We start from the raw sequence: 20,117 nt of genomic DNA on the forward strand, positions 1-20,117 counted from the left end.
ACGCGGTGGCCGAGAGCTTCTTTGCGACGCTCAAGACAGAAGAGGCTGCCGAGCCTTACGCCAGTAGGGAACAAGCCAGCCAATCCATCGCTGCTTACATCCACGGCTTCTATAATCCAGCCCGGCTACACTCGGCGCTGGGCTATCGCTCGCCTAACAACTACGCCCGGCAGCTCCCGGCTGTCGCATGAAACGGCTTCATGGCGTCCGTTTTCAGGGGGCCAGATCAGACACCCCCGCCACCGGACCCACCCCGCCTTCGACAGGTTCCCACGATCTGTCGGGACGGCGTTCTGCGCTGCTGTTGGTGGGTGTCGACCTTGGTCGACACGGTAGTTCCGTGCCGTGCGTGGACGGATTTCTGGTTCATCTGTGCCTCATGCGGAGGGCCGATGAAGGTTCATGCTATGAGGCCACGCAACGCACAGGACATCGCATTCCCCATGGCACGGACTCGGGTCGGCATCATCTTCGGGGGCACGTCTTCCGAGCACGAAGTTTCACTGCAGTCGGCGAAGAACATCCTCGATGCGCTTGATCGCGAGCGCTTCGAGCCGGTGCTGGTCGGCATCGACAAGCAGGGCCAGTGGCACCTGAGCCAGCCCGCTACCTTCCTCATCAATGCCGATGATCCGTCGCGCATCGCGCTGCATCGGTCCGGGACGTCGCTGGCAGTGCATCCCGGTGCCGAGCAGGCGCAGCTGCGCCCTTCCGACGCGGCGGCTGCGCTCGGCCAGATCGATGTCGTGCTGCCGATCGTGCACGGACCACTCGGCGAAGACGGTGCGCTGCAGGGCCTGCTGCGCATGGCCAACCTGCCCTTCGTCGGTTCGTCGGTGCTGGGTTCGGCGGTGGCGATGGACAAGGACGTGACCAAGCGACTGCTGCGCGACGCCGGTCTGCAGGTGGCACCGTGGTTGTGCATCCGGCGCCACCAGGCGGCGGACGTGGATGTCGACGCGGTCATCGCGCAGCTGGGCCTGCCGTTGTTCGTGAAACCGGCCAACCAAGGCTCGTCGGTGGGCGTGAGCAAGGTCAAGGACGCGGCCGGCTTCGCTGCTGCACTGGAACTCGCACTACGGTATGACCACAAGGTGCTGGTGGAATCGGCCATCATCGGCCGCGAGATCGAATGCGCGGTGCTGGGCAACGCGCACCCGCAGGCCAGCGTCTGCGGCGAGGTTGTGGTGCAAGACGAGTTCTACGCCTACGACACCAAGTACATCAATGCCAATGGCGCTGACGTGGTGGTACCGGCCGACATCGACGCCGCTACCCAGGCGAGCATCCAGCAGGTCGCGCTGCAGGCCTACCAGGCGTTGGAGTGTGCGGGCATGGCACGCGTGGACGTATTCCTGACCGCAGACGGCGAGATCGTCATCAACGAGGTCAACACGCTTCCGGGCTTCACCCGCATCAGCATGTACCCGAAGTTGTGGGGCGCCAGCGGTGTCGACTACACCACGCTGATCACGCGCCTGATCGAACTGGCGTTGGAAAGCCATGCGGCGGATCGGGCACTTCTGTAGAGACGAGCCATGCTCGACCCTGCAGATGCAGTCGAGCATGGCTCGGCTCTACAGGAGGCGTGCCGACGAACGGTCGGCACCTACCGGGAAGCGACGTGCCGGCCGGTGACCGGCACGTCCTGCAGGTTCTATCCGCGCTTGCGGAACATCGAGATCACCGCAAGGATCAGGAACACCACGAACAGGATCCAGGCGATGTTCGTTGCGGCGCCGGCGATACCGGAGAAACCCAGAACGGCGGCGATGATGGCGATGACAAAGAAGATGATGGCGTAATGCAGCATGGCGCTCCTCGCGGGTGGTCGAGCCTTGGATGGCGTGGTTCCATCCTCCCGATCCTGCGGTGTGCAACCAGTGACGGCGATCTATGCAGCAGATGAAGCCTTCAGCCTGCGCAGTCCCTCTTCGATGCTGACCTGCGGCACGTAGCCGAAGTCACGGCGCGCCGGTTCCATGCTGTACCAGTGCGGCGTGCACAGCTGCTCGGCCAGGAAGCGGGTCAATGGCGGCTCGCCGCGCAGGCGCAGCAGCGGCCACAGCCGTTCGCAGACCGCACCGATTCGATAAGCGGTCTTGAAGCTGATTGCCTTGTCCACCGTCGGCGCACCCACGGCGGCCAGCAGCCTGTTGACCAGTTCGCGCATCGGCAGCGGTTCGCCGTTGGAGATGAAGTAGGCCCTGCCCGCACACGCGGCACCCGGTGCCAGTGCCTCGAAGGCGAGGAAGTGCGCGAGCGCGGCATTGTCGATGTAAGTGGTATCCACCCTGTTGTTGCCATCGCCCACCAGGCGCAGGCGGCCTTGGCGCGCGCGTTCGGCCAGGCGCGGCACCAGCTGCTGGTCACCCGGGCCCCAGATCAGGCGCGGGCGCAGCGCCACCGTGGCCAGCGAGGCGTCATTGGCGGCCAGCACCCGCTGTTCGGCAATCGCCTTGGTCGCCGCATACGGGGCCTGGAAGTCCTCACCGTAGGGCACTTCATCCGCGCCCAGGCCTTCCACTGGATGGGTGGCACGGTGGGTCACGCTGGGCGTGGAGGTGTAGACCAGCCGGCTGATGCCGTGCGCGCGGCAGGCCGCGATGACGTTGTCGGTGCCGACTACGTTGGCCTGGTGGTAGCTGTCATAGCTGCCCCACGCACCGGCCTTGGCACCGTTGTGGAACACCGCGTCGACGTCGGCCACCGCGTGCAGCACTGCCTGCGCATCGGCCAGGTCGCCACGGATCTGGCCCACGCCCATCGCCTGCAGTTCCGGGTAATGGCTGCGGTTGAACGCCAGCACCTGGTGGCCACGCTCGACCAGCCCGCGGCACAGCGCCTGGCCGAGGAAACCACCACCACCGGTGACCAGGATCTTCATGCGCGCTTCTCCAGTTCGGCGCTGGCCCAGACGGCGAGCTTTTCGCGGCCGATCTTGGCGTTGTGACGGATATCGACGGGGAATGATGGATGCACCAGGAAGTGCTGCAGGCCGGCCCCGGGCACCCGTGCAGCGGCCTGTGCGCGCAGCGCCTCCTGAAGCGCCGGGCTGTCGGACTGGCCACGCTGCAGCTCCACGCACAGCACCGGCACCTGCGCACCGGCGACGCCGACGCCCACCAGCGCCGTGCGCGCCACGCCCGCCACGGTGTTGAACACCGGCTCGACCTGTTCGGTGTACAGCGGTCCGCGCGCGGTTTCCACGCGCTGGGTCTTGCGTCCACAGAACCACAGGCGACCCTGGGCGTCGAAATAGCCGACGTCGCCCATGCGATGGACCACGCGCGTGCTGCCATCGGCCAGCGTCTCGCGGATCTTCGCTGCCGCCGTCGCCTGCGGGCGGTTGAAGTAGGTGTCGGTGGCGGTCGGCCCCGCCACGGTGATCTCGCCGACCTCGCCGGTGGCCAGCACGCGCGCCTGCGACCAGTCCGGCAACGGTGCGTCATCGATGGCGATGATGCGCACTTCGTTCGGCGCCACCACGCTGCCCACGCAGGTCCCTGCGCCAGCCTCGGTGGCGGCGCGCGTACGCTCCAGCTCGCGGCCCTCGACCACGGCCACCGGCAGGCACTCGGTGGCGCCATACGGCGTCCAGAACTGCGCGTCGGCCGGCAGCAGGCTGCGGATGGTGGCGACCACGTCCGGCGGCACCGGCGCACCCGCCGAGGTCACCCGGGTGACCGTCGGCAGCGGCCGGCCATGCTTCGCCAGCACCCGCATCAGTGCCGGCGAGCCGAACAGCTGGGTGACGCCGAAACGCTTGATGGCGTCGTGCAGGCGCGCCGGGTCGGCCTGTGCCGGCCGGGTCGGGTCCATGTCCGGGATGACCGAGGTCAGGCCCAGCGCAGGATCGAACAGCGCGAACGGCGGGAAGGTGGGCAGGTCCACCCCGCCCGCTTCCATGCCGAAGGCACTGCCCAGCAGCTGGATCTGGCCGACGAAGTGGCGATGGCGGTAGACCACGCCCTTGGGCACGCCGGTGGAGCCACTCGTGAACAGGATCGCGGCCATGTCCTCGCCGTCAGTGGCGGCCAGCATCGGCCCACCGTTGGCACCGGCGCGCTCCAGCGCGGCCAGCGTGGTCCCGCCCCAGCCGAGGCGGCGGCCGACGGTCACCAGGCGGGTCGCCGACGGTGCCCAGCGCAGCGCCAGCCGCGCCACATGCGCCAGCGGAATGCCGATGAAGGCCTCTGGCTGCGCCTCGTCCAGGCACTGCTTCAGCGCGCGCTTGTCGATGCCCGGATCGACCAGCACCGGCACCGCGCCCAGCTTGAACAGGGCGAACATCAGCAGGAAAAACTCCGGGGACGGCCGCACCATCACCACCGTCCGCACCCCACGGCCGATCCCGTAGCCGGCCAGGCCGGCGGCCATGGCGTCGCTGCGGGCGTCCAGCTGGCGGTAATCCAGGGTGACGTCGTAGGCGGCCATGCCGTTGCCGGCGCCACGGCGGCCGGGGCAACGGATGGCGATCTGGTCGGGGCGTTCACGCGCCAGTTCAGGCAGGCGCGCGGCAATGTTGCAGGGTCGGTTCATCCGTTCATTGTCGCCGCTTACGGAATTTCTTGCGCGGCGGCCCACTTCGTGGAAAATCCGCACCCTCGTTCCTGATTCCGACTGCCGCCCGGGGCGGCTTGCCCATGCAACATCCCTGCATGACCTGCGGCGCCTGCTGCACCCAATACCGCGTGGCCTTCCACTGGATGGAATCGGACGAGGTCACTCCCGGCGGCGTACCGCACCAGCTCACCGAGGTGCTCGACCCGCATCGCCTGTGCATGCGCGGCACCCACTCCAAGCCGGTGCGCTGCGTGGCGCTGGATGCGCAGATCGGCGTGTATTCACGCTGCACCATCCACCCCAACCGGCCCAGCGTGTGCCGCGAGGTGGATGCATCGTGGGAGTACGGCAAGGCCAGCCCGCAATGCGACAAGGCGCGCATTGCCTACGGCCTGGATCCGTTGACGCTGGCCGACTGGCGCTGGCGCGATGACGCCGACAATGACGACGACCATCCGGACGACAACGGCAACAGCCCGTCCTCACCGCCGCAGGCGCCGATCGCCGCGTAGTCCGGTGTGCCGGCCAACGGTCGGCACACCTTTCAGAGAGGGTTGGCGTCCAGGAACGCGCGGATCTCCGGCACCAGCACCTCGTGCTTGTCTTCCAGCACGTAATGGCCGGCATCCTCGAAGGCATGCACCTGGGCCCGCGGCAGCGCGGCCTGGAAGCCCTTCAGGAAGTGATGGTCGAACACGAAGTCGCGCAGGCCCCAGCCGAGGAAGGCCGGGCGGTCGGCGAACGACGGCAGCGCCTTGCCGGCACGTTCCAGCAGCGACCACGCCTTGTCGGCCGGCGACAGCGGGATGTCCTGCATGAAGCGGATGGTGCTGATGCGGTTGGCGTAGCTGTTGTACGGCGACACATAGGCGCGGCGCACGTCGGCCGGCATCTTCCGCTCCACGCCCAGCCACGACGCGCCGGACGAGAACGCATTGAAGGTGCGGATGATCCACTCGCCGATCTTCCAGTGGCGACCCAGCGCGATCTGCCACGGCATCTTCTTGGCCGCCGGCATCGGGAAGGCGGCGGTGTTGAGCACCACCAGGCGCTTGACCTGGTCGTGGTGCGACAGCGCCCAGCCGAAGCCGATCATGCCGCCCCAGTCGTGCACGGCCAGGGTCACCGGGCCGGTGATGCCCAGGTGCTTGAGCAGCGCATCAAGATCGTCCACGCGCGACTGCAGCGTGTACTCATAGCGGCTGTCGTCCGGCTTGTCCGACAGGCCCATGCCGATGTGGTCCGGCACGATGCAGCGGTATCTGTCCGACAGGCCGGCCACCAGCGTGCGCCAGTAATAGCTCCACGACGGGTTGCCGTGCACCATCACCACCACTTCGCCGTCGCGCGGGCCTTCGTCGAGATAGTTCATCGACAGGCCCGGGCGCACTTCGAAGCGCTGCGGGTGGGCGGGGTAACCGGGAAGATCGCGCATGCGGAGCACCTTGGAAGAATCGCGGCGCGGCGTAGCGCCGAGCCATGCTCGGCGGCTCTCCGGTCAGGCCGCGGAAGAACCGCGCTGTGCGCGTGAGCCGAGCATGGGCTCGGCTCTACAGGAGGTCGGGCAGCGGGCGGCTTACCAGACCACTTCAGCCATCGAACAGTTCAGGCCGGAACCAATGCCCAGAAGCGCGATGCGATCGCCCTTCTTCAGCTTGCCCAGCTGCTTGAGCTTGCTCAGCACGATCGGCACCGAGGCCGGGCCGATGTTGCCGTGCTCGCCGAAGATGGTCATGACCTTCTTCGGGTCGATGCCGAAGTTCTTGATGAACGCGGCGGTGTGAGGCTGGCTGACCTGGTGGATCACGAACTGGTCCAGCTCTTCGACGGCCCAGCCCAGGGCGATCTTGGCGGCGGTGAAGGTCTTCTGCGCCAGCTTGATGCCTTCGATCAGCAACAGGCGGGTGTCGGTGACCATGCGATCCAGGTTGCCCAGGCAGAGCTGGTTCCACTCGGTGGCCGAGCGGGTCACGCCGCCCTTGTAGCGCGGGGCGTCCGGCACCAGCTCCGAGCGCGCCATCACCATCGCGGCGGCGCCCGAACCGGTGGTCAGCGCGGCCAGCTCGTTGCGGAAGTCGTCGGCGGTGACGTCCGGGGCAGTCATGCGCTCCAGGGTCTTCTCGTACACCAGGTTGGCGGTTTCGCCGTCCACCACCAGCGCGTAGTCGATGTCACCGCGCTCGATCATGCGCGCAGCGATATCCATGCCGTTGATGAAGGCCAGGCAGGCATTGGCGACGTCGAAGGTCATGCACTCGTCGCTGACGCCAAGGTTGCCCGAGACGATGGAGGCCGTGGAGGGCTCCAGGTAGTCGCGGCTGACCGAGGTGTTGACCAGCAGGCCGACCTGCGTCGCATTGATGCCTGCGTCTTCCAGTGCCTTGCGGCCCGCCATGGTCGCGGCATCGGATGCGAGCACGCCGTTGTCCCACAGGCGGCGGGCGTGGATGCCGGCGATGTCGCCGAGCACGTCGGTGCGGATGCCGAGACGGTCCAACGTCGGCTGCAGCCGCTCGTTGATTTCCTTGGTCGTCAGCGTATGCGGCGCGTCGACGTGTGCCAGGCCGGCGATCGAGACATTCTTGAAGAGCATCGAGGTTAGCGCCAAGGCTCAGGCAAAAGGGGGCGCTATTCTATAACCCCCGGGGCCTTCACCGCATCTTTACGAATTCAGCCTTGGCCGTATGGTGAAGCGTTCAGCGCGGCGGACACTGAAACGCGGCAAAGCGCTGGCTGCCATCGGCGGGGGCAGCAGCGGCCTGCACGGCGTTGGCACCGGCGCTCGGGGCCTCGTTGCGGGCCAGGGTTTCCAGCTCTTCCTGCACCCGCAGCGGGTTGCGGTTGTAGAAGCCGACCTTGCTCTTCACGGTCACCACCACTTCGCCCTTGGCGATGCAGCCGGACGGAACCGGGCCTGCCGGCAGCACGCGGGTCGCCTTGCCGGCCGGTTCGATCGGCACCCAGGTGCAGGCGGTGACGGTGAGCAGCAGGGAGGAAAGCAGCAGAACGCGCATGGGCAGATCCTGGAAGGGTATGGGGGGATTCTGCCTGAACAGCCTGAATCGAGGGTAGCCGGGGCCGGGGCCAGAGCCCCTGCGGGGGATCCGCCCCCACTTTCCGAACGCGGGGTTGCCGGCCAGCGGCCGGTACGACCGGGGGGAGGCCTGCCCGCCTTGGCGGGCAGGCACATCCCTTATTTCTTCACCGGGTTGCCTTCGGCGTCGATCACCGTCACCTCGCCCAGGTTCAGCGCGCGCACGGCCGCTTCGGTCTGCTTGAGGTCACCCACCACCACCCAGGTCAGGGCCTGCGGCTTGATCTCGGCGGCGGCCTGCTGCACCTGCGCCGGGGTCATCGCTTCGATCTCGGCCTTGCGACGCAGTACGTAATCGTCCGGGCGCTTGAACTGCACGATCGAGCCGATGGTCGAGGCCACCGCGCTGGCGGTCTCGTAGGCACCGGGCAGGCTCAGGGTCTGGATGTTGCGGATGCGGCTGACCTCGGCGGCGGTGGCCGGCTTGCTGCCATCGGCAAACGCGGCGATCTCCTTGCGCATTTCCGCCATCGCCGGGCCGGTCTTGTCGATCTGCACCGGTGCGCTGGCCATCCACGGGCGCTGGCCCACCGAGTTGATCGCGCTGCTGCGCGCACCGTACGACCAGTGCTTGTCCTCGCGCAGGTTCATGTTCAGGCGCGAGGTGAAGTCACCACCGATCACGCCGTTGGCGATATCGAAGCGGGTCGAACTGGCGGCACTGGACGGCGCCACCACCTGGCCGGCGAACAGGTTCGCCTGCACTGCGCCCGGCTGGTCGATCAGGAACACGCGCGGGCCCTTCGGCAGCGCCACGTCGGTCGCCGCCTTCACCTGCGGGGCGTCGCCGCTGGCCTTCCAGTCGCCCAGCTGCTTGTCCAGCAGCGGCACGATCTCGGCCAGGGTGGTGTCGCCGACCACGATCAGGGTGCCGTTCTGCGGGCGCAGCCAGTCGTGATGGAAGTCGACCAGATCTTCGCGGGTCAGGCCGTTGATCGCCGCCTCGTCACCACTGCCGGTGAACGGGATGGCATACGGGTGGCCCTTGCCATACAGCAGCGGCGGCAGCACGCGCATCGCCACCGCACCCGGGTTGACCTTCTCCTGCTGGATGCCGGCGATCCAGCTCGCCTTGACCCGGTCGATCTCGCCCTGCTCGAAGCGCGGTTCGCGCAGCAGGTCGCGGTACAGCGCCAGCGACGGTGCCAGGTTCTCCTTCAGCGCCGACAGGTCCACGCTCATCGAATCCAGGCCAGCCGAGGCGTCCAGGCTGGCGCCCAGCGCGTCGGCGGCATCGGCGAAGGCCAGCGAGCCCAGCTTGCCGGCGCCTTCGGTCATCAGGCTCATGGTGAAGTTGGCGGTGCCCGGCTTGCGGCCCTGGTCGGCGCTGAAGCCGCCCGGGAACTGGTAGCTGAACTGCACCACCGGAATCTCATGGCGCTCGGCCAGGATCACCTGGGTACCGTTCTTCAGCGTGGCGCGCTGCAGGGCCGGGAACTTCAGCTGCGGGAACTCGCGGGTCTGCGGCACGCCGGCCTTGCGGTCGACCTGCTCCGGCAGGGTGCTGTACTTCGGGTCCACTGCCGGCACGTTGAACGGCTTCGGCGCCTGGCTCGGGTCTTCCTTCAGCGCCACCCGCTCACCCGGTGCGATCACCAAGGTATGGCTGCCCTTGTCCAGCCACTGTGCGCCCAACCGGCGCAGGTCGGCGGCACTGGCCTTCTCGATGTTGGCCAGCGAGGTGCGGAAGCAGCCCGGGTCGCCGGTGAACACCGCGCACTCGGCCAGCGCATCGGCCTTGCCGCCGAAGCCGCCGATGCGCTCGATGCCACGGATGAAGCCGGCGCGGGCACCGGTCTTGGCGCGCTCCAGCTCAGCCGCAGTCGGGCCCTGCTTGATCAGGCGGTTCAGTTCCTCGTCGATGATCTTCTCGACCTTGGCCGGGTCCTGGCCCTGCTTGACCGTGGCCATGATCAAGAAGTTGGAGCCCAGCTGCGACGTGGACACACCCGCAGCAATGCTGTCCACCAGCTTGTCCTGGTGCTGCAGGCGCTGGCTCAGGCGCGAGGACTTGGCACCGCCGAGCACCTGCGCGAACAGCTGCAGCTGATCAACCTCGGTGGTGCCGACCTGCGGCACGTTCCAGGCACGGTAGATGCGCGCCTGCGGCACCTTGTCGGTCATCGTCTCGCGGGTGTCGGCGCTGCGCTTGGCCACGTTCACGGCCGGCTGCGCCATGGTCGGGCCAGCCGGGATGCTGCCGAAGTACTTGCCGACCTTTTCCTTGGCGGTGGCCAGGTCGATGTCGCCGGCCAGCACCAGCACCGCATTGTTCGGGCCGTACCAGGTGCGGAACCAGGTCTTCACGTCATCCAGCGAAGCCGCATTGAGATCGTTCATCGAGCCGATCACGCCGTGGTGGTACGGGTGTCCGGCCGGATACATCGCCTTGTTGAGCTGGTCCCAGGCCTGGCCATAAGGCTGGTTCTCGCCCTGGCGCTTCTCGTTCTGCACCACCCCACGCTGCTCGTCCAGCGCCGCCTGGTCGATCGCACCCACCAGATGGCCCATGCGGTCCGATTCCATCCACAGCGCCATGTCGAGCGCAGTGGTCGGCACGTTCTCGAAATAGTTGGTGCGATCGGTATTGGTGGTGCCGTTCTGGTTGGTGGCACCGACCTGCTTGAACGGCTCGAAGTACTCGCCGTCGTGGTTTTCGCTGCTCTGGAACATCAGGTGTTCGAACAGGTGGGCGAAGCCGGTGCGGCCGGCCGGTTCGTCCTTGCTGCCCACGTGGTACCAGACGTTGACCGCCACGATCGGCGCCTTGCGATCGGTGTGCACGATCACGCGCAGGCCGTTGGGCAGGGTGAACTGCTCATACGGGATATCGACCTTGGCCGGTGTGGCCGGCTTGGCGGCAAGCGCGGCGGTGGGTGCGAGCGTGCCCAGGGCGGTGCTGAGGGCGACAGCCAGCAGCGCAGCGCGCGGGCGAAGGGCGAGAGACATATCCGGATCCTTGGTCACATAGGTGAACCCCGATCCTAGCGTGCACACGCAATGGCAGGAATCGGTCGCCAGTCACTGGGGGTGTTTGCCCCGATTCGCGATCCGGGCGCTCCTCCGCCCGTTCTGACACGTCACATGCGACGGCAGATCCCGTCCGGACAGTGTCCGCGACCCTTCGAATGGACAGGTGTCCGCCCACCGGACACTTTCTCCTGGTTAAAAAACCTTTTCAGATCAACAACTAAAAGTTGGCACGGGGATTGCTTGGTAATTCCTGCACCAGGAAGGGCTTCAGACAAAAGCTGACTGAAGACTGAACAAGAGCAGCAAATCGAAAATTTTCCTTGCATGCCCAGAATTGGTGTACTACCTTACTACCACACCACTTATCACCAACACTAAACAGGCCCCGTCATGAACGCCAAGACCATTGCCATCGCCATCGCCCTGATTGCCGGCACCGCGGTTGTTTCGTCGGTGCAGGCCTCCGAATCCATCAAGACCCTGTCCACCGTGCAGGTCCGCCCGGCCGCCGACCAGCTGGCCCAGCAGGCCTGGGAACAGGCCAGCGGCATCCCGACCCTGGCCACCGTGGAAGTGCGCCCGAGCGCCGACCAGCTGGCCGAGCGCAGCGGCTACGTTGCTGCCCCGGTTGCGGCCGCGATGCCGATCACCACCCTGGCCTCGGTGGAAGTGCGCCCGAGCCTGGAACAGCGCGTCGCCCTGGCCGCCGAACTGGAAGCCCAGCGCTACGCCGCCACCCTGGCCGCCGCCGCCACCAGCGTCGCCAACCAGGTGATCGTCAACCTGCCGGCCCTGCAGGTGCGTCCGAGCGCTGCCGACCTGCAGGCCCTGGCCACCGAAACCGCCCAGGTCCTGCTGCGCCCGTAAGCGGTGCCGCCCTGCCCCGCGCAGGGCGTGCGCCGTAAAGGCGGCCGCCGCCGCAGGTACACTGCGCCGATGAATGCCGCGCCCCAGTTCCACGTGATCCTGTTCCAACCGGAAATCCCGCCCAACACGGGCAATGTGATCCGGCTCTGCGCCAACACCGGCGCGCAACTGCACCTGGTCGAGCCACTCGGCTTCGCACTGGAAGACAAGCAGCTCAAGCGCGCCGGGCTGGACTACCACGAGTACTCGCGCCTGCAGGTGCACACCGACCTGGACACCGCGCTGGCGCGGATCGCGCCCAAGCGGGTATTCGCCCTGAGCACGCGGGCCAGCGTCCGCTACGACAGCGTGGCGTTCGAAGACGGTGACGCGTTCCTGTTCGGCCCGGAAAGCCGTGGCCTGCCGCAGGACGTACTCGATGCCCTGCCCGATGGCCGCCGCCTGCGCCTGCCGATGCGGCCGGACAACCGCAGCCTCAATCTTTCCAACACCGTGGCCGTGGTGATGTACGAGGCCTGGCGCCAGCACGGCTTCGCCGGCGGCGCGTGAAAGAAAGCAGCCGAGCATGGGCTCGGCTCCACACGTACGCTCCTGTAGAGCCGAGCCCGCGCTCGGCTCCCCCGTATCGCGTCCGGAAACCGGATAGCGTCAAAACGCGTTGATGCCGGTCAGCTCACGCCCGATCACCAGCTGGTGCACGGTCTCGGTGCCTTCATAGGTAATCACCGATTCCAGGTTCAGCGCATGGCGGATCGCCACGTGCTCGGTGGTGATGCCGGCCCCACCCAGCAGGTCGCGACACTCGCGGGCGATGTCGATGGCCATGCGGCAGTTGTTCCACTTGGCCAGGCTGACCTGCTGCGGCTGCAGCTGGCCGGCTTCCTTCAGGCGGCCCAGCTGCAGTGCCAGCAGCTGCGCGGTGGTGATGCGGCGGGCCATCTCGGCCAGCTTGATCTGCGCGCTCTGCGTGGCCGCCAGCGGACGACCGAACAACACGCGTTCCTTGGCATAGCCCAGCGCTTCATCCAGGCAGGCAATCGCCGCGCCGATCGGGCCCCAGCTGATGCCGTAACGGGCCTGGGTCAGGCAGCCCAGCGGCCCCTTCAGTCCCTTCACATTCGGCAGGCGGTGGCTGTCGGGCACGCGCACGTCGTCGAAGAACAGCGCACCGGTCAGCGACGCGCGCAGGCTCATCTTGTGCTTGATTTCCTGGGTGGTGAAGCCAGCCATGCCCTTTTCCAGCACGAAGCCCTGGATGCCGTCCTCGGTCTGCGCCCAGACGATGGCCAGATCGGCCACTGGGCCGCTGGTGATCCACATCTTGCTGCCACTGATGCGCCAGTCACTGCCATCGCGCACCGCGCGGGTCTTCATGCTGGCCGGGTCGGAACCGCCGTGCGCCTCGGTCAGGCCGAAGCAGCCGATCAGCTCGCCACGCGCCATCGCCGGCAGCCACTGCTGGCGCTGTTCCTCGCTGCCATAGGCGTAGATCGGGTACATGCACAGCGAGCTCTGCACCGACACGAAGCTGCGCAGGCCTGAATCGCCGCGCTCCAGCTCCTGGCAGATCAGGCCGTAGCTGACCGCACCGAGGCCACCGCCGCCGTACTCGGTCGGAAGGGTCGCACCGAGCAGGCCCAACGAAGCGATTTCCGGCACCAGTTCATCCGGGAAGCGCGCCTGGTCGAAGGCATCGCCGATGATCGGCAGCACGCGTTCGTTGGTGAAGCGGGCGACGCTCTCCTGTACGGCGCGCTCTTCCTCATTGAGCAGGGAACGGACATCGAACAGATCGTACGGATGCAAAGCCATGGCACTCACACGCAGTCAGGACCCGGCCATTGTCGGTCATCCGGGCAGCGCGTGCCGACCAGGATCGGCACCACCAGAGATGCACCGCTACGCTGCACCGCAGCAATCATGGCGTGAACATCGCCGATCTAGCTCGATCACGCGCGGCCCGGTACCCTGACACATTCAAACAACCGTTTCGCCCGTGGCCGCACGCGCGATTCCCAGGCACCGCCGGTGGCCCCGATGCCGGCCCTACCCACGAGTCATGCAATCGATGAGCGCTGAAGCCAACGCCCTGCCCCCGCGTGAAGTAATGGAATTCGACGTGGTGATCGTCGGCGCCGGCCCCGCCGGCCTGGCCACCGCGATCCGCCTGCGCCAGCGCGCGATCGAAGCCGGCCGCGAACTGTCGGTGTGCGTGCTGGAGAAGGGTTCCGAGCCGGGCGCGCACGTGCTGTCCGGTGCGGTGATGGACCCGCGCGCGCTGACCGAGCTGTTCCCGGACTGGGCCGAGCGCGGCGCACCGCTGAAGCAGAAGGTCACCCGCGACGAATTCCTGTTCCTCAGCGAGACCGGTTCGCGCAGCACCCCCAACGCGCTGCTGCCGGAGTGCTTCCACAACGAAGGCAACTACATCATCAGCCTGGGTGAAGTGACCCGCTGGCTGGCACAGCAGGCCGAGGCACTGGAAGTGGCGATCTTCCCGGGCTTCGCCGCCGCCGAAGTGCTGTATGGCGACAACGGTGAAGTGATCGGCGTGGCCACCGGCGACATGGGCATCGAGAAGGACGGCAGCATCGGCCCGGCGTTCGAGCGCGGCATGGCCCTGCAGGCGAAGTACACGATCTTCGCCGAGGGCGCGCGCGGCCACCTGGGCCGCCAGCTGATCGCCCGCTACACGCTGGACGAGGGCAAGGACCCGCAGGCCTACGGCATCGGCATCAAGGAACTGTGGCAGATCGACCCGGCCAAGCATGAGCCGGGCCTGGTGGTGCATGCCGCCGGCTGGCCGCTGGACAGCGATACCTACGGCGGTGCGTTCCTGTACCACGCCGACGGCGGCAAGGTCGCCATCGGCTACGTGGTCGGCCTGGACTACAAGAATCCGTGGCTGAGCCCGTTCGAGGAATTCCAGCGCTTCAAGACCCACCCGGACATCCGCAAGCACCTGGAAGGCGGCACCCGCATCGGCTACGGCGCACGCGCGATCACCGCCGGTGGCCTGCTGTCGCTGCCGAAGACGGTGTTCCCGGGTGGCGCACTGGTCGGCTGCGAGGCCGGCTACCTCAACGCCAGCCGCATCAAGGGCAGCCACGCGGCGATCAAGACCGGCATGCTGTGCGCCGACGCCGCGTTCGATGCGCTGGCTGCTGACCGCCAGCACGATGAACTGAGCGCCTATCCGAAGGCGTTCGAAGCCAGCTGGCTGTTCACCGAACTGCAGCAGGCCAAGAACTTCAAGCAGTGGTTCAAGAAGGGCCAGACCGTGGCCACGCTGATGACCGGCGTGGAGCAGTGGCTGCTGCCCAAGCTGGGCGTGCGCAACCCGCCGTGGACCCTGCATCGCACCCAGCCGGACTACGCCTGCCTGGAACCGGCGTCCAAGCACACCCGCATCGCCTACCCCAAGCCCGATGGCGTGCTGACCTTCGATCGTCTCAGCTCGGTGTTCCTGAGCAGCACCAACCACGACGAGAACCAGCCCAGCCACCTGACGCTGAAGGATCCGAGCATTCCGGTGAAGGTGAACCTGGCCGAGTACGCCGGCCCGGAAGCGCGCTACTGCCCGGCCGGCGTGTACGAGTTCGTTGGCGAAGCCGACAACGCGCGGCTGCAGATCAACGCGCAGAACTGCGTGCACTGCAAGACCTGCGACATCAAGGACCCGACCCAGAACATCGTCTGGGTGACCCCGCAGGGTGGCGGCGGCCCGAACTACTCGGGCATGTGATCGCCACGGGCTGCGACCGCGCGTCGCAGCCCGCCGGTTGCCGCGCAGCGCTATCCTGCCCGCCCATGCGTGCTTCCCGCCTGCTCATCGCCGTTGCCGTGGCGCTGGTCGCCACGGCCTGCCAGCGCCCGCCTGCAGCACCCGCCACGCCGGAACAGGCGCGCCAGCGGGCCATGCAGCGTGCGTTCGAGCTGTGTGCCGGCTGCCACACCGTGCAGCCCGGTGGCATCCACCGCTTCGGGCCCAACCTGCACGGCGTGATCGGCCGTCGTGCCGGCAGCCTGCCCGATTACGGCTATTCCGACGGCATGCGCCGCGCCGACATCACCTGGACCGCGCAGACGCTGGATACCTTCCTGCAGTCGCCTACCCACCTGGTGCCGGGCACGCGCATGTACAACGCCTTCCCCAGCGCCGAACGCCGCGCCTTGGTGATCGCCTACCTGCAGCAGCAGTCGGCTCAGTGAGCCAGGCGCTGCAGCTGCTGCTGCAGGCGCGCCACGAACGCTGCCACCGCCGCGAACAACGGCACCAGGTCGGTCTCGGCGGCGTCCTGCAGGCGCTCGACCAGTGCATTGGCCTGCCCGGCCAGGGCCGTGGCCCCTACCGCGCCCAGTCCACCGGCCTGACGATGCAGGTGCAGCGCGGCTGCGGCGCGGTCGCCGGCCTGCAGCGCGCGTTGCACGGCGGCCAGGTCACCTTCACTGGCCTGCAGCAGGCTGTCACGCAGCTGCTCGGCCACGGCACGCGAGCCGAAGCGCTGCTGCAGCGCCGCCAGATCGGGCACGGCATCGGCATCGTCGGCCACGCTGTCCGGCAGTGGCGCCTCGAACGCCTGTCCCTGCGCCTGCGGCAACCAGCGCAGCAGTGCCGCGCGCAGCGTGGCCAGTGACAGCGGCTTGGCCAGCACTTCGTCCATCCCCGCTTCGCGGCAACGACGCGCATCGTCATCCAGCACGCTGGCGGTCAGCGCCAGCACGGTCAGCCGCGGCTGGCCGGTGCGCCCCTCGCGCTCGCGCAGCAGGCGGGCGAAGGCGAAGCCATCGAGCACCGGCATGCGGCAATCGGTAATGACCAGATCGAAGTGCTCCGATGCCAGCCGATCCAGCCCCTGCTGGCCATCGCCGACCAGCACATGCGGCACTCCCAGCTGCTGCAGGCGCCAGGCCATCATCGCCTGGTTGGTCGGATGGTCCTCGATCACCAGCACGCGCGCCTGGCGCAGCGACGCAGGCAGCAGGGCGGCCTGCTCCTGTTCGGCGGCCAGCGCTTCCACGTCACCGCTGCCGGCTTCCACCAGCGACAGCCTCGCCTCGGCGCGGGTGCCCTCGCCCAGCGTGCTGTGCAATACCAGTTCGCCATCCATCATCTGTACCAGGCGCTGGCTGATGCTCAGGCCCAGGCCGGTACCACCGTGGTCGCGCTGGATGTAGACACCGGCCTGGGTGAACGGCGCGAACAGGTGCTGCAGCTGTTCCGGCGCGATACCGATGCCGGTGTCGGTGACGCTCAGGCACAGGGGCTGCGCACCGTCCTCGCCGGTCGGCCCCGTCACCTCCAGCTGCAGGCGTACTTCACCCTGCGCGGTGAACTTGATGGCGTTGCTGAGCAGGTTGAAGACGATCTGGCGCAGGCGTACGCCGTCCACTTCGTGCGCAGGCGCCAGCGCCGGGTCGATCTGCACATGCAGGTCCAGGCCACGTGCGCTGGCCTGCGCCGACAGCAAGCGGCACACGCTTTCCAGCAGGGGCCGCAGCGGCTGGGGTACTGGCTCCAGGCGCATTGCGCCGGCCTCCAGCCGCGAGTAATCGAGGATGTCATCGAGGATCTGCCGCAACATCTGCGCCGAGTCCTCGATCACCCGCAGGATGCGCTGCTGCTCGGCATCCAGCGGCGAATGCGCCAGCACTTCCAGCATGCCCAGCACGCCGCTCATCGGCGTGCGGATCTCATGGCTCATGGTGGCCAGGAAGTGCGATTTCGCCTCTGCAGCCTGTTCGGCCTCGGCCTTTGCCAGGGTCAGGGCATCGGCCTGCGCGCGGGCCTCGCTCGCATCCACCCAGTAGCCACTCCAGGTCACCACCCCGGCCTCGGCAGCATAGGGCTGCGCCTGGGTACGCACCCAGCGCGGGCCTGCGCCGTCGCCACGCAGGCGGAATTCCAGCACGAGCGGTGCGAACTGGTGCGCAGCCTGTTCGACGGCCTGCAGGATCCGCGCGCGATCGTCCTCTTCAACGCGGTCCAGCAGCATCCTGGCGTCCTGCTCGGCCTGCTGCCGGGTGATCCCGAACAGGGCCTGCAGGTCACCGGCAATGAACGGGAAGCTGAGCGTTCCATCCACGTCGCGACGGGCCTGGTAGACCACGGCAGGCAGGTTGTCGGTCACTTCGGCCAGGCGCTGCTCCAGCTGGCGTCGCCCGGCCACCTCACGGCGCAGGCGCCAGTAGCCGATGGCATGCACCAGCAGCGCGGTCAGCAGCACAAGCAGCAGCGGCACACCCCAGCGCAGCGCTCGGCTCCAGTCGACACCGTTGTGGTACTCCACCGCCAGCCAGTCGCTGCGCAGCGCCTCGCGCGTGCGCGGGGTCATCTGCAGCAGCAGCCGGTCGAAGGTTGTGGCCAGCGCGGCATGGCGGCGTTCGACCGCCAGCACCAGCTGGTCGTTGAAGCCCGCCGGCGCCGCCACCTGCAGGCGGCCGGGGAAACGGTCGCGCAGCAGATGATCGACCACGGCCAGATTGCCCACGTACGCGTCGGCCTCGCCATCGATCAGGCGTTGCAGCGCCTGCTCGGCGCTGCGCGCGGCAATGATCCTGGCCTGCGGTGCCTGCTGCAGCACATAGCCACGCACGCGCTCGGGATCGGAAAGCAGCACGCGCTTGCCCTGCAGGTCCGACAGGCCCAGCAGCGCCGGGGCATCCTGGCGGCTGACGATCACGTTGGGCACGCTGATGAAGGGCTGGCTGAACACCCACTCCGGGCCCAGGTAGGCCGAATCCGCCGGAATGCCCATCACCGCCTGCAAATCACCGCGGCGCGCCTTCTCGCGCACATCGAACCAGTCATGGCTGTTCTGCGGGTGCAGGTTGGCACCGGCCTGCATCAACCGCTGCAGGTACTCGCTGGCCAGGCCACTGGGCTTGCCTTCTTCGTCGGCGAACGACAGCGGCGCCGCATTCGGTGCGAAACCGATCGTCAGCGGCTGCTCCAGCACCCGCTGCTCGGCCTGGCTCAGGGCCAGCTGTGCCGAGGCCGACCACTGCGGCGGCGGCAGCCAGCGCCGCGCCAAGGCATCGCGCTCGGCCTGGCTGGTCGCGGCCAGGGCCACGTCCAGCGCTTCGGCCAGCGGCTGCTTGCCATTGGGCACGCCGAAATGGAGGCGCTCGGGCGGCAGATCGCTGGGTCTCAACAGCACCACGCCCTGCAGGCGTTCGCGCGCAATCAGTTCGTTGGCGACATAGGCGTTGCCGATATAGACGTCAGCTTTGTCGTCTCTGACCATCTGCAGGGCCGCAAGCGAGCTGTTTGCGACAAGCTGTCGGGCGCGCGGGAAACGCGCGCGCACCTGCGGGCCCGTGAGGAAATCCTGCTCGATCACCACCCGCAGGCCGTCCAGATCGGGATTGTCGGAGGCACGCAGGTCATCCGGGCGGCCCACCAGGGCCAGTGGCGACTCGCCATAGGCAGCGGTGTAGACCATGCAGCGGGTGCGGTCGGCACTCAGAGCGACGTTCATCACTACGTCGATCTCGCCATGACATGCCGCATCCAGCACGGAAGTCCAATCAGGGTAGCGGCGGACCTCAACCTTCACACCCAGCCGGCGAGCAAGAAGCGACAGGTAATCCGGGCCCAGCCCCACCTGCTGGCCATCACGCAGGGACTCAAACGGCGGCCAGCCACTGTCATACTGGCCCACGACGATGCTCGGATGGGCGGCGAGGTACTCGCGTTGCCGGGGGCTGAGTGACAGCGGCCCAGGAACGGCCTGCGCCAGGGCTGCCGGCAGCACCAGTGAGGCCAGCAGCAGGACCAGCCCGCGAACAGCCCAGCTACGCATCGGCGTCGATCTCCTAGAATCCTTGCCAAGGTCCGCGGTGGTCGCGGTCCGGCCTGCCCGGTGGCCATACTAGAGCATGAGCTTGCGCATCATCATCGCAGACGACCACCCGGTGGTCCGTATTGGTACCCGCGCCGTCATCGAGTCGAGCGGGGTAGGTCGCGTGGTGGGCGAGGCCGACAGCGCACAGGCGCTGATGGCCCTGCTCGGCAGCCAACCCTGCGACCTGCTGGTGACCGACTACTCCATGCCAGGCAGCCCTCAGGCCGACGGCTTCGCCATGATCGGCATGATCCGTCGCCGCTACCCCGACCTGCCGGTGCTGATGCTCAGCGTCTCCAACAACCTGGCGATCCTGCGCATGGTGCTCGACAGCGGTGTGCTCGGCCTGGTCGACAAGAGCTCGTCGATGGACGAACTGCCGCAGGCCATCCAGGCGGTCTACCGGGGCCAGCCCTACATCAGCCGCAGCCTGCGTGAGCGGGTGGAGGCCGCCGGCAGCTGGCGCATGCGCGAGGGCGACGGCAAGCCGTTGTCGCCGCGCGAGGTGGAGGTGCTGCGGCTGCTCGGCACCGGCATGACGGTGAAGGAGATCTCGCTGCAGCTGCACAAGAGCGTCAGCACCATCAGCCGGCAGAAGGGCGACGCCATGCTGAAGCTGGGCCTGAAGGGCGATGCCGAGCTGTTTGACTACCTGCGCGATGGCAATATCTGAGAACTGGTTCACATAATTTGACCGGTCTCAGACGCCTGCTTTGACCGGCCACGGTTCTGTGCAAAGATGGTGGGGCATGGGTTCTCAATGCGAGGTC

17 protein-coding genes are annotated in these 20,117 nt (G+C 67.6%); 8 read left to right on the forward strand and 9 right to left on the reverse strand.

Features of this window, described 5'->3' with window-relative positions; translation table 11 throughout:
- Together AC5P8Z_RS14455 and ddlA are read left to right on the forward strand one after the other, a co-directional pair.
- Positions 1-191: IS3 family transposase (locus AC5P8Z_RS14455; protein ID WP_495229368.1), on the forward strand; the 191-nt coding region annotated here is incomplete at its 5' end.
- Between the two features lie 252 nt (positions 192-443).
- A complete protein-coding gene (ddlA, locus tag AC5P8Z_RS14460; RefSeq protein ID WP_495229369.1) occupies positions 444-1,529 on the forward strand; it encodes a D-alanine--D-alanine ligase in 1,086 nt (361 codons plus the stop codon).
- A 128-nt stretch (positions 1,530-1,657) separates the two neighbouring features.
- On the opposite strand, the gene AC5P8Z_RS14465 is transcribed toward ddlA, so the two are convergent.
- From AC5P8Z_RS14465 to oleC, 3 genes are all read right to left on the reverse strand, one after another.
- The gene (locus AC5P8Z_RS14465) at positions 1,658-1,813 is read right to left on the reverse strand and encodes a DUF1328 domain-containing protein (RefSeq protein ID WP_005407633.1); all 156 of its coding nucleotides are present in this window, start codon (positions 1,811-1,813) and stop codon (positions 1,658-1,660) included.
- 81 nt (positions 1,814-1,894) lie between these two features.
- Positions 1,895-2,887, reverse strand: coding sequence for a 2-alkyl-3-oxoalkanoate reductase (gene oleD, locus AC5P8Z_RS14470; protein ID WP_495229370.1), 993 nt, complete (start codon positions 2,885-2,887; stop codon positions 1,895-1,897).
- On the reverse strand, positions 2,884-4,542 hold the full coding sequence (gene oleC / locus AC5P8Z_RS14475; RefSeq protein ID WP_495229371.1) for an olefin beta-lactone synthetase: 1,659 nt from the start codon (positions 4,540-4,542) through the stop codon (positions 2,884-2,886). Before oleC ends, oleD begins: the two co-directional genes overlap by 4 nt.
- Positions 4,543-4,646: 104 nt before the next feature.
- Here oleC and AC5P8Z_RS14480 point away from each other — a divergent pair, with 104 nt between their 5' ends.
- Positions 4,647-5,078 (forward strand): YkgJ family cysteine cluster protein, encoded by a 432-nt coding sequence (locus AC5P8Z_RS14480; protein WP_019338515.1) that lies wholly within the window; start codon positions 4,647-4,649, stop codon positions 5,076-5,078.
- Between the two features lie 32 nt (positions 5,079-5,110).
- Here the strand turns inward: AC5P8Z_RS14480 and AC5P8Z_RS14485 are convergent, their stop codons facing one another.
- The 4 genes from AC5P8Z_RS14485 to AC5P8Z_RS14500 all read right to left on the reverse strand — a co-directional run bounded on the left by AC5P8Z_RS14485 (position 5,111) and on the right by AC5P8Z_RS14500 (position 10,609).
- Positions 5,111-6,001 carry an alpha/beta fold hydrolase gene (locus AC5P8Z_RS14485; protein WP_286070591.1) on the reverse strand — a complete coding sequence of 297 codons (891 nt, stop codon included), beginning with the start codon at positions 5,999-6,001 and terminating at the stop codon, positions 5,111-5,113.
- Positions 6,002-6,142: 141 nt separating this feature from the next.
- Complete coding sequence (locus AC5P8Z_RS14490; protein ID WP_004135358.1) at positions 6,143-7,159, reverse strand: 3-oxoacyl-ACP synthase III; 1,017 nt, start codon at positions 7,157-7,159, stop codon at positions 6,143-6,145.
- A gap of 103 nt (positions 7,160-7,262) precedes the next feature.
- Positions 7,263-7,580 carry a DUF4156 domain-containing protein gene (locus tag AC5P8Z_RS14495; protein WP_286070590.1) on the reverse strand — a complete coding sequence of 106 codons (318 nt, stop codon included), beginning with the start codon at positions 7,578-7,580 and terminating at the stop codon, positions 7,263-7,265.
- A 179-nt stretch (positions 7,581-7,759) separates the two neighbouring features.
- On the reverse strand, positions 7,760-10,609 hold the full coding sequence (locus AC5P8Z_RS14500) for a M16 family metallopeptidase (protein ID WP_495229372.1): 2,850 nt from the start codon (positions 10,607-10,609) through the stop codon (positions 7,760-7,762).
- A 414-nt stretch (positions 10,610-11,023) separates the two neighbouring features.
- Between AC5P8Z_RS14500 and AC5P8Z_RS14505 the strand changes: the two genes are divergently transcribed.
- On the forward strand, positions 11,024-11,500 hold the full coding sequence (locus AC5P8Z_RS14505) for an XAC0231 family protein (protein ID WP_005407626.1): 477 nt from the start codon (positions 11,024-11,026) through the stop codon (positions 11,498-11,500).
- Between the two features lie 69 nt (positions 11,501-11,569).
- Positions 11,570-12,049, forward strand: a complete 480-nt coding sequence (locus AC5P8Z_RS14510; RefSeq protein WP_286070588.1) for a tRNA (cytidine(34)-2'-O)-methyltransferase — start codon at positions 11,570-11,572, stop codon at positions 12,047-12,049.
- A gap of 99 nt (positions 12,050-12,148) precedes the next feature.
- Here the strand turns inward: AC5P8Z_RS14510 and AC5P8Z_RS14515 are convergent, their stop codons facing one another.
- Complete coding sequence (locus AC5P8Z_RS14515; RefSeq protein ID WP_024956299.1) at positions 12,149-13,312, reverse strand: acyl-CoA dehydrogenase family protein; 1,164 nt, start codon at positions 13,310-13,312, stop codon at positions 12,149-12,151.
- Between the two features lie 256 nt (positions 13,313-13,568).
- Here AC5P8Z_RS14515 and AC5P8Z_RS14520 point away from each other — a divergent pair, with 256 nt between their 5' ends.
- Together AC5P8Z_RS14520 and AC5P8Z_RS14525 are read left to right on the forward strand one after the other, a co-directional pair.
- Positions 13,569-15,245, forward strand: coding sequence for an electron transfer flavoprotein-ubiquinone oxidoreductase (locus tag AC5P8Z_RS14520; protein WP_495229373.1), 1,677 nt, complete (start codon positions 13,569-13,571; stop codon positions 15,243-15,245).
- Positions 15,246-15,310: 65 nt separating this feature from the next.
- Positions 15,311-15,712, forward strand: a complete 402-nt coding sequence (locus AC5P8Z_RS14525) for a c-type cytochrome (protein ID WP_286070586.1) — start codon at positions 15,311-15,313, stop codon at positions 15,710-15,712.
- Here AC5P8Z_RS14525 and AC5P8Z_RS14530 read toward each other — a convergent pair.
- Entirely contained in the window at positions 15,706-19,305 is a 3,600-nt protein-coding gene (locus AC5P8Z_RS14530) for an ATP-binding protein (RefSeq protein WP_495229374.1), read from the reverse strand. The genes AC5P8Z_RS14525 and AC5P8Z_RS14530 overlap by 7 nt on opposite strands.
- Positions 19,306-19,381: 76 nt before the next feature.
- Between AC5P8Z_RS14530 and AC5P8Z_RS14535 the strand changes: the two genes are divergently transcribed.
- Positions 19,382-20,020: a response regulator gene (locus AC5P8Z_RS14535; RefSeq protein WP_286070584.1), complete on the forward strand. Its 639-nt coding sequence runs from the start codon at positions 19,382-19,384 to the stop codon at positions 20,018-20,020.
- Positions 20,021-20,117 lie beyond the last annotated feature (97 nt).

The organism is Stenotrophomonas sp. YJH_SMC_17 (genome assembly GCF_059371655.1).